Annotated in this window: 12 protein-coding genes; all 12 read right to left on the bottom strand. The window is 67.4% G+C overall.

Features of this window, described 5'->3' with window-relative positions:
* Position 1 precedes the first annotated feature (1 nt).
* The 12 genes from G5B46_RS24840 to tkt all read right to left on the bottom strand — a co-directional run bounded on the left by G5B46_RS24840 (position 2) and on the right by tkt (position 13,216).
* A complete protein-coding gene (locus G5B46_RS24840) occupies positions 2 to 499 on the bottom strand; it encodes a DUF4214 domain-containing protein (protein WP_165258817.1) in 498 nt (165 codons plus the stop codon).
* Positions 496 to 2,862 (bottom strand): glycosyltransferase, encoded by a 2,367-nt coding sequence (locus tag G5B46_RS11590; protein ID WP_165258816.1) that lies wholly within the window; start codon positions 2,860 to 2,862, stop codon positions 496 to 498. Before G5B46_RS11590 ends, G5B46_RS24840 begins: the two co-directional genes overlap by 4 nt.
* Position 2,863: 1 nt before the next feature.
* Complete coding sequence (locus tag G5B46_RS24835) at positions 2,864 to 3,997, bottom strand: glycosyltransferase family 4 protein (protein WP_165258814.1); 1,134 nt, start codon at positions 3,995 to 3,997, stop codon at positions 2,864 to 2,866.
* A gap of 59 nt (positions 3,998 to 4,056) precedes the next feature.
* Positions 4,057 to 4,698: a hypothetical protein gene (locus G5B46_RS11580; protein WP_165258813.1), complete on the bottom strand. Its 642-nt coding sequence runs from the start codon at positions 4,696 to 4,698 to the stop codon at positions 4,057 to 4,059.
* Positions 4,699 to 4,713: 15 nt separating this feature from the next.
* Entirely contained in the window at positions 4,714 to 5,403 is a 690-nt protein-coding gene (locus G5B46_RS11575; RefSeq protein ID WP_165258811.1) for a hypothetical protein, read from the bottom strand.
* A complete protein-coding gene (locus G5B46_RS11570; protein ID WP_165258809.1) occupies positions 5,400 to 6,881 on the bottom strand; it encodes a glycosyltransferase family 2 protein in 1,482 nt (493 codons plus the stop codon). The genes G5B46_RS11575 and G5B46_RS11570 overlap by 4 nt, the downstream gene beginning before the upstream one ends.
* Positions 6,878 to 7,510, bottom strand: a complete 633-nt coding sequence (locus tag G5B46_RS11565) for an HAD family phosphatase (protein ID WP_165258807.1) — start codon at positions 7,508 to 7,510, stop codon at positions 6,878 to 6,880. The genes G5B46_RS11570 and G5B46_RS11565 overlap by 4 nt, the downstream gene beginning before the upstream one ends.
* 31 nt (positions 7,511 to 7,541) lie before the next feature.
* A complete protein-coding gene (locus G5B46_RS11560) occupies positions 7,542 to 8,321 on the bottom strand; it encodes an ATP-binding cassette domain-containing protein (RefSeq protein WP_165258805.1) in 780 nt (259 codons plus the stop codon).
* A gap of 2 nt (positions 8,322 to 8,323) precedes the next feature.
* On the bottom strand, positions 8,324 to 9,049 hold the full coding sequence (locus tag G5B46_RS11555; protein ID WP_165258803.1) for an ABC transporter permease: 726 nt from the start codon (positions 9,047 to 9,049) through the stop codon (positions 8,324 to 8,326).
* Positions 9,050 to 9,178: 129 nt separating this feature from the next.
* Positions 9,179 to 10,093, bottom strand: coding sequence for an NAD-dependent epimerase/dehydratase family protein (locus tag G5B46_RS11550; protein WP_165258801.1), 915 nt, complete (start codon positions 10,091 to 10,093; stop codon positions 9,179 to 9,181).
* Complete coding sequence (gmd, locus tag G5B46_RS11545; RefSeq protein WP_165258799.1) at positions 10,077 to 11,111, bottom strand: GDP-mannose 4,6-dehydratase; 1,035 nt, start codon at positions 11,109 to 11,111, stop codon at positions 10,077 to 10,079. The genes G5B46_RS11550 and gmd overlap by 17 nt, the downstream gene beginning before the upstream one ends.
* Positions 11,112 to 11,248: 137 nt before the next feature.
* A complete protein-coding gene (gene tkt / locus G5B46_RS11540) occupies positions 11,249 to 13,216 on the bottom strand; it encodes a transketolase (protein WP_165258797.1) in 1,968 nt (655 codons plus the stop codon).
* Positions 13,217 to 13,324 lie beyond the last annotated feature (108 nt).

Genomic DNA, 13,324 nt, shown 5'->3' with positions numbered 1-13,324 from the left:
GCTACTTGAGCATCCGGATGAGCGCGCGCCGATACTCGACGGGGCGCATGAACTTCAGCACCAGTCGCCAGAACAGCAGGTTCTCGATCTGGACGTTGCGGGCGCGACCCTCGTCGGAGAAGCGCACCGCGATGATGACGCCCAGACGGTGATAGCGGCTGGCGAGCGCCCCGCTGCTGTAATAGGCCGCGCCGCCCGGATCGGGCTCGCGCCGCAGCAGACCGGCATAGATCGCCGCGACGAACTTGTGCTGCTCGACGCCCAGGAAGTCCTGCACGCGGAAGCGCCGGTTGGCCATGAAGTAGTAGAGCTCGGGATCCACCGGCGCGGCCACGTGCACTGGGGCCGGAGCCGCCGCCGGGGGCGGCGGGGGTGCCTGGTCGGCGACCTGGGCTTCGTTGAACCGACGTCCCGCCGGAACGCGAGCGGCCCGCTTCAGCTGCGCCATGAGGGCCGAAAGATCGACGTCGCGGTGATGCTGCTCGGAAGGAATGCTCACTTCACGTTCTCCATCACGGCGGTGAACAGACGCTCGGCGTACTGGGGGAAGCTGCAGAAGTTGCGGGCGTAGGCCAGGCCGTTGCGGCTCAGCTGCTCGCGGGCGCCCGGGTTCTTGAACAGGTGGGTCAGCATCTGGACGAGCTCCTCGGCCTCGTGCTCGCCCACGTCGGCCTTCCAGGTCAGATCGTCGGCGTGTTCAGCGAACTGGCCAACATCGCTGACGAGGCAGGCCTTGCCGAACGCGAACGCCCGGTGAAGGCTCCCGGAGGATTCACCCAGGGTCGGATAGCGCAGGTTCAGCACGACGTCGCAGCGCTCGAGGCAGGCGTCGAACGTCATGTCCGAACACGACCCCGTCGCGATGATGTGGTCGGCCAGCCCCTGCTCCTCGATCATCGCCTTGCGGTCGATGCTGGGATCGTTGACCTCGCCCACCACCAGCAGGACGGCGTCGAAGCCCATCTCGCGCACGCGGGCCAGGGCGTTCAGGACGCTGGGCAGGCGCTTGAGGCGGTTGATGTGGCCGAAGGCGCCGATGACGAACCGGCCCTCCAGCTTGGCCAGCAGCCCAACGATGTCGGCGTCGAGCTCGTCGGAGCGATAGACCGGACGGCGGGTCGCCAGGGCGTAGGTGTCGATCGGCACGTTGGGAACCACGCCCCGCAGCGCCTCGGCCGCCGCACGGCTGTGCAGCACCACGCGGTGCGAGCGCTCGGCCACCAGGGCGTTGAGCGGATGCTCGAAGACGTCGACGCCCGTGAAGTCGGTGCTGTCGGCGTGGCTCAGCACCTCCGGCGTCACGTACTTGCCAAGGGCCTCCAGGTAGACGGCCCGCTCGCCCGGCTTGCTCGAACGGCCGAAGGCGTCCAGCACGAACGGGTGGATGTTCGGGTCGTGGATGATGATCGTCGACGGGTGCTCGATCGCGTACTGATAGAACTGCTTGTGGAACGGCGTGTTGTTGCCGATCTGCACGACCGCGCCGTCGAACGACTTCTTGCGGCGCAGGAACTTGGCCATCGGAATGATCTCGACGCCTTCCAGGGGCGTCGGGTCGAGCACGTCGTCGGTGTGGACCACCGTCAGCACGCAGCGCTCGCGCAGTTCCATGGCCAGGTGATAGGCGTCGTTGGCCACGCTGCTCGCCTGGGGCGGCCACGGGGTCAGAAGAGCGATCTTGCGGGCCTTGTTGGCCTCGATCGCCGGCGGCTGCGGGTGGAAGCCGCGCGAATAGAGCGCCGCGGAGTTCATCCACTCGAAACCGCGGGCGTGGCGCACCGCGCCCTGGTGGTCGAAGCGACCAGCCTCGGTCTCGGCCACCATGGTCTTCAGCGCCTGGGCCACGCCCTTGGCGTCGTTCGGCTTGAAGTAGACGGCGTAGTCGCCGCACACCTCGCGCGAGGTCGGGATGTCGGCGGCCGCGACGGGCGCGCCGCAGGCCAGGGCCTCGAGCAGCGGCAGGCCGAAGCCTTCCAGCAGCGAGTCGAACACCACGCCGTAGGCGGTGCGGGTCAGGTGCGCGACCTGGGCGTCGGTGACGAAGCCCAGGATCTCGACCCGATCCGACAGGCCATGCTCGGCGGCGATGGCCGTCAGCCGGGCCCGCGTCTGCTCGCTGACGCCGCAGACCACCTTGAACGTCAGGTCGCCCAGATCACCGGCCGCCGCGGCCAGGCAGAAGCCCTCGACCACCTGCGGCAGGCCCTTGCGCGGGTCGTCGCCGGAAACGGTCAGGATGTGTCCCGGACGGTCCTTGCGCGTGATCCGGCCGGCGATCGGCCAGAACCGGCGGAAGTCGACGGCGTTGGAGGCCGCGTCGAGGCGGCCGCGCGGCTCGCCGCAATAGTCCCGCACCTGGGCGACGGCGCCCGCCGACACGCAAGGCAGGTAGTCGGGCCAGGTCTTCAGGCTTTCGACGCGGCGCAGGTACTCTTCGCGGTCCGCGGCCGTCCAGTTGTCGAGATAGATGTGCGGCAGCAGGGCCGGGATCAGGTCGTGAACCGTCAGCGCCACCTTGAGGCCGGGCAGCTCCGCCGGGAGCGCCACGTTCATCATCAGGGGGTTGGGGTTCCAGTACCAGTCGGCGCCGACCCGGCGGGCCAGGTCGCTCACGCGCTCGCCGTAGAGACGGGTGCGCTCGCCCCAGTCGCCGGCGGGCGGCAGCTGGATGGTCTCCAGCTTCAGGACGCGCAGGACGTCGTCGGCGAAGACGTCGAGATCGGCTCCGGCCGGCATGGCCAGCACCCATTCGTGACTGATGTCGTAGCGCGCCAGCGCCGACACCAGTTCGATGAACACCCGACCGATGCCGCGGCCGACTTCAGGCGTGGCCAGGGTCTGGCCGTCGATGAGAATCCGCATGTCAGCCCAGCAGAGTGATCAGATTGTCGAGGAAGGCGTCCTCGCCGCAGGTGCTTTCGACGTACTCGAACCCCTTCCGGCCCTTGCGGGTGCGGACCGACGGCTCGGAGAGCTCCAGGCAGGCGCGCTCGAAATCGTCGTAGGACCAGACCGCAGCGCCGCCATTGGAGCGCTCGATGTGGCCCTTCAGCACCTCGCAGGCGCCGTTGACGATCACCGGGCAGCCCTGGGCCCAGGCTTCCATCACCACGTACGAGAAGCTTTCGTTGCCGCTGAGGTTCACCAGGGCGGACGACTGACGCAGGATGTCGGCCTTCTCGGCCTCGCTGACGAACCCGCGATAATCGACATCGTAGCCTTCGAGAAGCGAACGCTCTCCGTCGCCCGTGATCGTCAAGCGGAAAGGCTCCTGCCCAGCGGAAAGCAACCTGTGATTTAGAAGCCTATGCCAATCCAGGAGCACCGGCAAACCCTTGCCGCGATCCAGGCGGCCCACGTAGAGCAGCTGCCGCTGACGGCCCTCGTAGGCCGGCGGCTGGTCGGGCGTGCCGACCGGCAGGCTGGTCACCGGCGCCTCGACGTCGCGACGGCTCATGGCGTCGCCGTGGGCGCTCAGGGTGAGGTCCTTTTCCTCTTCGGTGAGGAACATCATCGCGCGCGCGCCGGTGATCAGGCGCTTGACCGGCTCCCAGTAGAACGGCGCTTCGTCGTGGAACGCCGACATGACGACGGCCCGTCCGGGCGCTGCGGCCACCACGCCATGGGCCAGGGCCTGGTAGTACGGACCGCAGATCACCAGCACGTCTTCGTCGAGCGCCTTGACGGCGGCGTACAGCGCGTCGCTGGCCAGGCCCAAGCGGAAGAAGGCGTCCTTGTCGGCTTCCGAAAGCACGCCGCCCGAATAGAGGCGGTGATTGATGGCGTGGTACTCGTCCATGCCCTCGGCGTTCACCGCGAAGCGACGCACGGGCAGCCCGTCCAGGCTGTCGACGTCAGGCAGGTCCTGATGCTTGGCCCAGTCCTTGAAGGGACTTTCCGACTTGGTGGTGAAGATCGTGACGTCCCACCCGCAGGCGCTCAGCAGCCGCGCGGTGTCGAGCAGCGCGCGCGCAGCCCCCCCGGCGAACGTCCCCACCCAAGGCACGCACACGACGGCGCGCGGCGAAGCCTTGTCTTTTCGAGCCCCGTTCAAGTTCAGTCTCCACTCAGCCCAAAAACCCGCGCCGCCTTGTCGGGGAAGTCGGTGCACAACATCAGACGATCGCTGGCCAGCGACGCCGTCTCGCGCCATTGCGCCCAGACGTCGTCTTCGGGGCGCTTGTGCAGTTCGGGAGAGACCAGCGCGACCTCCTTGCCCTTGGCCAGCCAGCCCTCGATGTCGGACGGCGCGATCCAGTCCGATACGAACGCGTCCATCCAGATGCCGACCGCCTGGGCTTCGAAGCTCGGCTCCGGCTCGTATTCGGAAACGCGCGAGTAGCAGTCGAGGTCGTGGCGCATGTAGCCGACGGCGTCGGCCACCGACATGTCGAACACGAAGTAGCGGTCGACGCCATGGCGGGCCAGGGCCTCGGCCAGCGGCTTCTGCAGGCCGTCGGCCTTGATGTTCAGCGCCAGGCGTCCGGGCTGGCCGGCGGCGGCGTACCAGGCCAGCAGGTCGTCCAGGCCAATGTGGTCCTGCCCGGTCGGCGGGTCGTGGCTGACCACCACCCGGCCCTCGTGGTCTCGCAGGTCGGTCTCGACGCCATAGCCGGCGTCGAAAGCCCGCCGGATGGCGAGTTCGCTATTCTTCTCTTCGGGAGACCGCCACCAACCGCGGTGCGCCAACAGCAACAAGACAGCCTCGCTCGTTCAGTGGAAAAGTTTGCCGACAGGCTGGACCTGGGAGACGGCGGCGGCGTGCACGCGACGCCCCTCGGCGATCACCCCGTTCATCATCGGGCAGACGAACAGCGCGCCCTTGAAGGCCAGGCGATCGGCATGGGCCATCGAGTGGGCCGCGGCCCGCAGGAACAGACCGGAATTCTCGAAGAAGTAGGTGCCGGCCGAGGCTTCGCGCGAGATCACGCGCTTCTCGGCGGCCTCGACCACCTGGCCGTTCTCGCGGCGCAGATAGCTGTAGGCGGGATCCTCGGAGTCGAAGACCGGCACCAGGCCGCCCTCGGCGATCAGCGGCCGGGCCGCGGCCCAGTCGTCCCACTGATAGAGGATGTCGACCAGATCCACGCACAGCGGCTGGTGCGGATCGGCCAGCGCCGCGCCGGCCAGGACGCTGTACATCGCCCCGGCCGTCAGCTGCGACAGGGTCACCTGCCGCGCGCCCGCATAGCGGCCGTTCAGGAACCCGGCCAGTTCGTCCCGTCCCCCGCCCTCGCGCAGGATGAAGATGATGTCCTGCGCCGTGGTCTCGCCGGAGCGGAACCACGGGCGCCCCTCGAGCGCGGCCGCCACCAGGGGCTGGCCGCCCACGTCGTAGAGCGCCCGCACGCCATGGCGCGGATGGACCACGTCGGGCCCGGCCAGCGGGACGATGATCTTCACGAGGTCTTCAGCGCCAGGTAGGCGTCGAGATCGGCCGGCGTGCCGATCCCGTGCATGGCCGCGGCCGGAACCTCGTAGACGCCGATACGGGCGCCGTTGCGGATCGCGTAGTTGTAGACCGGGCAGACGTAGAACTCGTTGTTCACCCGGTCGTTGCGGGCGATCATGTCGACCGCCGCCTTCACGAAGTCGCGCCCGCGCGCGAAGTAGTAGAGGCCCACGGTCGCCAGGTCGGAGATCGCGACCTTCTCCTTGACCTCGGTCACCAGGCCGTTGTCGTCGACCTTGGCGAACGACCACTTCGGATCACGGTCGGCGTCGCGGAAGCACAGGATCGAGCCGTCGAGGCCGCGCGTCTTGCAGTCGTCGATGAAGGCGGCGCAGTCGAAGTCGATGATCTGGTCGCAGTTGGCGATCAGGATCGGCCGATCAAGGTCGATCTGCTCGCGCGCCAGCAGCACCGTGCAGGCGGCGCCTTCGGTCAGGCGGTCGACGACGGCGAACTGGGTGTCGCCGCGGGCTTCCAGCAACTGCACGGTCGAGGGCTCGGCCTCCAGGTGCTCGCCGCGCGCCAGTAGCAGGTAGTCGGCGTGCGGCGTCGACAGGTTCTCCATGACCTGCTCGATCATCGGACGGCCCAGGACGTCGATGAACGGCTTGGGCTTGGTGTAGCCGGCCTGGGCGAAACGGCTGCCCTGCCCCGCCATCGGGATCACGACCAGCGGGCCTTGAGCGCTGCGCTCAGTGCGGTTCATCGCCATCCGGGCCTCGTAGTGTTCGATGCGTTGCGGAGAGTAGAAGCTGACGTAGCGGTCGTCTTCCATCGTGATCGCGCCGACCTGGGCCCCGTCGAGGATCGCCTCGTTGAGCGTCGGCGCGACGTAGAAGGCGCCATTCACCGAGCGGCCGGCCTCGATCGAGCGCATGGCGTAGCGCACGAAGTCGCCGCCATCGCGGAAATAGTAGAAGCCGGCGACCGCGTTGCGGCTGATCGGACGCTTCTCGGCCGCCTCGATGACGCGCGAGCCTTCGGTGCGGACGTAGGACCAGCGCGGGTGCACGGAATCGAACGTCAGGACGCCGGCGTCGTCGCCGCGGGCCTCGAAGGTGCGGACGGCGCCGCGCAGGTCGAAGTCGAGGATCTGGTCGCCGTTGGCGATCACCAGCGGGCCTTCGTCGATATAGTCGACCGCCATCAGCGCCGAACAGGCCGCGCCGTCGGTCGGGCGGTCCAGGATGACGATGTCGGCGTTGCCGTCGGTGGCCAGCAGCGCGACCTGGTCGAGGTTGAACGCACGGCAGTCCTCGGCCCGCAGGACGAAGACGAAGCGGGCGTCGGGGCTCAGACCGCGCAGGTTCTCGACCACGCGCTCGATCATCGGCCGGCCGGCGACCTCGACCAACGGCTTGGGGAAGTGGAAGTTGGCCGGGTCGAAGAACGCGTCGTTGGGCGCGGCCAGGGGAACGAGGATTTTCATCGAGCCGACTCGGCCTCCCTGATCGCCTTGGCGATACGCTCGTAATTGACGTCGTACACGGTGCCGACGACCAGCACGTGGGCGCCGGAGGCCCGCGCGGCGGCGATGCCGTGGTCGTTGTCCTCGACGATCAGGCACTCATGCGGCTCGAGACCGAGCCGCTTGATGGCCGCGTCGTAGATGTCCGGCGCCGGCTTGGGCTTGGGCACATCCTCGTTCGAGAGGGTGAAGTCGAGATACTCCGACAGCTTCGACAGTTCCATCATCAACTCCACCGTGCGGCGGATGGAGTTGGAACAGACCGCCAGCTTGTAGCCGTCGCGCTTGAGTTGCGAGAGCGCCATCTGGTGATGGAACATCGGCCGGCAGCGCTCGGTCGTCAGGGCGACCGTGTACTGCTGCTTCAGGTCGTTCAGGAAGCCATGCAGCTTCTGGGGCAACCGGCGCGCACGCGTGAGGATCTCCAGCTTCTTCCGGGTGGGAAGACCGTCGTAGATGCTCAGATGTTCGTCGCGGCTGATCTCCATGCCGAAATGGCGAAGAGCCGAATTGAGCGCCTCGTAATGCCAATCCTTGGCATCGATGAGCACGCCGTCCATGTCGAACAGGACTGCTTTAATCTCGGACATTGAAACTCACCATTGAGTCGCGGACAGCCGACTATCGAGCGGCGGATATACCCTCAGGGAAGCGCGGCGCCAGATCGGCGTAGCGCGCCCAGACCTCGCGCGGCTCGCCGTAGTCGACGATCCGCCCGCGATCCATCCAGATCGCCTGGTTGCAGTATTCGGCCAGCGCCTCGCCCGAGTGGGTGGCCATGGCGAACACCTTGGCCGTCGAGAAGGCGGCCCGCGTATGCTCCACGGCCTTCCGCTGGAAGACCGCGTCGCCCGCGCCGATCACTTCGTCGACGATCAGGATTTCCCCCGGCAGGGCCAGCGCCAGGCCGTAGCTGAGGCGCAGCAGCATGCCCGACGAGTAGGTCCGGGTCGGCAGGTTGATGTACTCGCCCAGTTCGGCGAACTCGATCACCCGCTCGCGCAGGGCCGGAACGTCGCGGGCCGGGATGTCGAACAGCCGGCACAGGAAGTTGATGTTCTGCACGCCGGTCTTTTCGCCGTCGAGGCCGGCGCCCAGCGCGATGATCGACGAGATCCGGCCTTGAACGACGCGACGGCCTTCCTGCGGCCAGTTGATGCCGGCCAGCGTCTTCAGCAGCGTCGACTTGCCCGAGCCGTTGCGGCCGATGATGCCCAGGCGGTCGCCGTCGCGCAGGCTCAGGCTGACGCCGCGCAGGGCGTGGACATAGGTCGCCGCGCCGCCGCGGGTGAGGACGCCGAAGGTGGCGCGACGCGCCACGGCCGTGAACAGCGATTGCTGACTGCCCGCCGAGAAGACCGGGTAGCGCACGTGGACGGAGTTGAGTTCCAGCAGGGCCACGGTCAGATCCAATAGCTGAGGTTTTTGCGGCTGACGACGAACGACACGCAGCCGATCACGATGGAGGCCAGCGCCGAGGCGATCGAGCCCACCCAGGTGGTCATGGTCGGGATCTGACCGAGCATGGGAGCGCGGATGACTTCGACCAGGTGGTAGAAGGGGTTCAGGTTGAAGAACCACACGGCCGAGCCCAGGGCCGACTTTTCCCAGAAGATCGGGGTCAGCATGAACAGCACGCCCACGAAGGCCGTCACGGCCGGCGAGACGTCGCGGAACCGCGTGCCCAGTACGCCCAGCGTGAAGGTCCAGCCCAGGGCCGCCGTCAGCACGATCACCAGGCCCGGAATGAGGTACAGCGTGTTGGCGTTGGCGACGTTCTTCACCAGGATCAGCGCCGCGACGTAGACGATCATGTTGTGCAGGAAGGTCAGGAACTGGCCTGCGACCGCGCGGAACACGTGGCTCGACGCCGGCAGGTCGTAGGACAGCAGCAGACCCTGGGCCCGCATGAACGCGACCGGCCCCTCGCCCAGCGAGTTGGCGATCAGGTTCCAGCAGGTCATGCCGGCGGCGAGATAGACGAAGAACTCGTCCAGAGGCCGCTTGAAGATCTTGGCGAACATGAAGGCCAGGCCGCAGATCGTCGCGGCATGGCTGATGGTGATCCAGAAGGGACCGATCGTCGTACGGCGATACCGGCTGACAAGGTCATCCCAGGCGAAAACCATCCAGATATGGACCGACGTCAGCCCGGCGCGGAGATCTTGGATAGATCTGCTCGAATTGTCTGTAGACATAAGGCTCCAGGAGCATTCAGTGTGTTATCGCGCCCTGCGACCGAAGGCGTGAAAAGCTGTTTACGTAAGGGCGGCGTTGCTCACGGCTGAGCGGTACATTCTTTCCAGAAGGGATTCTATCGTTTGAAGATCCCAGCCCCCGATCGAGGCCTCGAGCCGTCGGCGATCACCAGTGATACTCTTGGGCTCTCCCGACCGAATTAAGGCCTGGTCGCGGACCACGGCCATGTCGCGCCCTGAGATCTTCTTGAGGATCTCGACCAGGCTGGCCAGGTGCACGCGCCGTCCCGAGCAGATGTTGAGCGGCTCGGAAGGTTCGGCCTTCATGATCAGGCGGACATAGGCCTCGCACGTGTCGTCGACCGACGAGATGTCGCGATAGAGGTCCAGTTCGCCCAGCGTGATGCTGGTCGCGCCGCGCGCGAAGGCGCCCACGATCTTCGGCGTCAGGAAACGCTCGTCCTGGCCCGGACCGGTGTAGTTGAACGGCCGGACCACCTGGATCGGCAGCGTCCGGCCCGCCACGCGGCACATGTGCTCGACGCCCGCCTTGCTGGCGGCGTAGTGGTTGCCCGGAGCGACCGGGTGGTCTTCGCCCACCACGGCGCCGTCCTGGGCCGGGGCGTAGATCGAGGCGCTGCTGGGAATGATCGTCAACCGGGGCGGACGATCCTCCAGCGCCTGCAGGAGGTTGGCCACCCCCACGACGTTCGCGGCGTAGACGGCGGGGTAGTCGCGCCCGCCGGCGAAGCTGTAGCCCGCCAGGTTCACGACCACGTCCGGACGCGCGATCTCGACGGCCCGGGCCAGCGACGCGGGATCGAGCAGATCCGCGGCGATGGCGCCGTCCTCCCCGCTACGCGAGGAGACAAAGGTTTCGACGCCTAGGGCGCGGAGACGCCCCACCAGCACGCGGCCGGTGAAACTCTCTCCGCCGACGACGAGAACCGAGCCCGGATCAGAACGAGAAGCCACGCTCGTTCCTCTGCAGGTCGGCGGTCACCATCATCTTGCAGAGCTGTTCCACAGTGGTTTCCGGACGCCAGCCGAGTTCGTCGTGGGCCTTCTGGTACGAGCCCAGCAGCAGGTCCACTTCCGCCGGGCGGAAGAAGCGTTCGTCGATCTCGACCAGCACCTTGCCGGTCTTGTCGTCCACGCCCTTTTCGTCGACGCCGGCGCCGGTCCAGCCGATGGTCACGCCGACGGCCTCGAAGGCGATCTCGACGAAGCGACGCACGGTCGTCGTCTTGTTGGTCGACAGGACGAAGGTGTCCGGGGTGTGGTGGTCGAGGATGCGGCACATGCCGTCGACGAACTCGTCGGCGTAGCCCCAGTCGCGCTGGGCGTCGAGGTTGCCCAGACGCAGCACGCTTTCCTTGCCCTGCGAGATGCGGGCGACGGTGTTGGTGATCTTGCGGGTCACGAACTCCTGCCCGCGCAGGGGGGACTCGTGATTGAACAGGATGCCGCTGGTGGCGAACATGCCGTAGGATTCACGGTAGTTCACGGTCAGCCAGTGGGCGAACAGCTTGGCGGCGGCGTACGGGCTGCGCGGATAGAACGGCGTGTTCTCGTCCTGCGGCACCGCCTGGACCAGGCCGAACATCTCCGAGCTCGAGGCCTGGTAGAAGCGGATGGTCTTGTCGACGCCCCGGATGGCCTCGAGCAGGTTCAGCGGGCCCACGCCGGTCATCTGGGCCGTGGCCACCGGCTGGTCGAACGACACGCCCACGAAGCTCTGGGCCGCCAGGTTGAAGACGTGCGTCGGCTCGGACCGCTCGATCAGGCGATAGGCGGCGCCGATATCAAGAAGATCATACTCCGCCAGCGAGAGTTTAGGGTGCTGAAGCAGACCGAGATCATCGAGTCGCCAAAAGTTCACCGAGCTCCCACGACGGTAGGTGCCAATGACTTCAAATCCATCCTGGATCAAGCGGCGGCAAAGATAAGCGCCATCCTGACCGGTAACGCCGGTAACAACTGCTCGCTTCATAGATTGGCTACTCTTCCCCAGCGCCCAGGGGCGCGCTTATTCGATACAGGCTCCCGGCGAACCCGCCAACCCAAAAGGGTGAACGGCGAACCGTTCACCCTCGTGGGTTATGGGTGCGGCGTGTAGCAACCCACGCTTTATCGTTCAACAGCATCAACCACCGCCTCAGCGGTGATGCCGAACTCTTTATAAAGACGCTCGAACGGGGCCGAAGCGCCGAAGCCCGTCATGCCGACGAACTTGCCGTCCTCGCCGATGAAGCGCTCCCAGCCCTGGCGGATGCCGGCCTCGACGGCCACGCGCACCGGGGCCGAACCGATCGTCGCCTTGCGGTAGGCGGCCGGCTGCTGGTCGAACAGCTCCCAGCACGGAACCGAGACCACGCGGGTCGGCTTGCCCTTCGACTGCAGCACTTCGCGGGCGGCGACGGCCAGGCCGACCTCGGTGCCGGTGGCGAAGATCGTCACGGCCGCTTCACCGCCTTCGGCGGCCAGCAGCTCGTAGGCGCCCTTGGCCACCTGGTTCTCGCCGGCCGAGGTGCGGACGTGCGGGGTCTTCTGGCGCGACAGGCACATCACCGACGGGGTGGTGTTCTGCTGCAGGGCCACCTGCCAGGCCTCGGCGGCCTCGACGGCGTCGGCCGGACGGAAGACCAGCAGGTTGGGGATGGCGCGCAAGGACGCCACGTGCTCGACCGGCTGGTGGGTCGGGCCGTCCTCGCCCAGGCCGATGGAGTCGTGGGTCATCACGTGGATGACCTTGGCCTGCATCAGCGCACCCAGGCGGATGGCCGCGCGGCTATAGTCGGCGAAGGCCAGGAAGGTGCCCGAGTACGGGATGACGCCGCCGTGCAGCGCCATGCCGTTCATGGCCGCGGCCATGCCGAACTCGCGCACGCCGTAGTGGACGTAGCGGCCGGCGTAGTCGGGCGTGTCATAGGCGCCCATGCCCTTGACCAGGGTGTTGTTCGAGCCGGTCAGGTCGGCCGAGCCGCCGATCATTTCCGGGATGACCGGGATCAGCTGGTCCAGCGCCGAGCCCGAGTGCACGCGGGTGGCGTTGACGGGCTTGTTCTCGACGGCGGCGGCGATGTGGGCCTCGAGCTTGTCGAAGGCGCCGGCCGGCAGCTGGCCCTTGACCACCGCGCGGGTGAACTCGGCGCCCTTGTCCGAGGCGGCGACGGCGGCTTCCCAGCCCTTGCGGACGCGGGCGCCGCGGCGGCCGACGCTCTTCCAGGCCTTGGCGATGTCGTCCGGCACGGTGAACGGCGCGGCGTCCCAGCCCATGGCGGCGCGGGCGGCGACGATCTCGCTGTCGAACAGGGTATAGCCGTGGCTGTGGGGGTCGCCTTCTTTCGGACCCGCGCCCTTCGAGATCAGCGTCTTGCACGCGATCATGGTCGGGCGGTCCTGCTTGGTCGCCCAGCGCAGGGCGGCGGCGATCTTGCCGTGGTCGTGGCCGTCGACGACCTTCACGGCCCAGCCGGCGGCCTTGAAGCGGGCGACCTGATCACCCGTCTCGGCGATCGTGGCCACGCCGTCGATGGTGGTGTTGTTGTCGTCGAACAGCACGGTCAGCTTCGACAGCTTCAGGCGGCCGGCCAGGCTGATGGCTTCATGGCTGACGCCTTCCATCAGGCAGCCGTCGCCGGCGATCACCCAGGTGCGGTGATCGACGAGGTCCTTGCCGTAGACGGCGGCGAGGTGAGCCTCGGCCATCGCCATGCCGACCGAGGTGGCCAGGCCCTGGCCCAGCGGACCGGTGGTGGTCTCCACGCCCGGGGTGTGGTGCACTTCGGGGTGGCCGGGGGTCAGCGAACCCCACTGACGGAAGTTCTCGATCTCCTTCATCGTCACGGCCTTGTAGCCGGTCAGGTGAAGCAGCGAATAAAGCAGCATCGAGCCGTGGCCGGCCGACAGCACGAAGCGGTCGCGGTCGGCCCAGTCGGGCTTGGAGGCGTCGAACTTCAGGAACTTGCTGAACAGCACGGTGGCCACGTCGGCCATGCCCATCGGCATGCCCTGGTGACCCGACTTGGCCTTGTGCACGGCCTCCATCGAAAGGACGCGGATGGCGTCGGCCATCTTGATCGGCGAGACGGGCATGGGCTCTGGCTCTTCGGCTTTTATGTCTGTGGACGGCGGGGGCGCCTGCGCGGCCCGCACGTGACATGCGCGGCCTCCAGGGTCAAGCAACCGGGGCACAAGCCCCGC

The organism is Caulobacter sp. 602-2, assembly GCF_011043625.1.
In the GTDB taxonomy this organism is placed as follows: Bacteria; Pseudomonadota; Alphaproteobacteria; order Caulobacterales; family Caulobacteraceae; genus Caulobacter.
The sequence above is the reverse complement of the archived record's forward strand: the minus strand, read 5'-3'. Positions and strand labels throughout refer to the sequence as shown.

What these genes read in the sequence shown, in the direction of transcription:
- G5B46_RS11590 (WP_165258816.1), bottom strand. Translation starts at nt 2,862, where the DNA reads ATGCGGATTCTCATCGACGGCCAGACCCTGGCCACGCCTGAAGTCGGC.
- G5B46_RS11570 (WP_165258809.1), bottom strand. Translation starts at nt 6,881, where the DNA reads ATGAAAATCCTCGTTCCCCTGGCCGCGCCCAACGACGCGTTCTTCGAC.
- G5B46_RS11565 (WP_165258807.1), bottom strand. Translation starts at nt 7,510, where the DNA reads ATGTCCGAGATTAAAGCAGTCCTGTTCGACATGGACGGCGTGCTCATC.
- G5B46_RS11555 (WP_165258803.1), bottom strand. Translation starts at nt 9,049, where the DNA reads ATGGTTTTCGCCTGGGATGACCTTGTCAGCCGGTATCGCCGTACGACG.
- gmd (WP_165258799.1), bottom strand. Translation starts at nt 11,111, where the DNA reads ATGAAGCGAGCAGTTGTTACCGGCGTTACCGGTCAGGATGGCGCTTAT.
- tkt (WP_165258797.1), bottom strand. Translation starts at nt 13,216, where the DNA reads ATGCCCGTCTCGCCGATCAAGATGGCCGACGCCATCCGCGTCCTTTCG.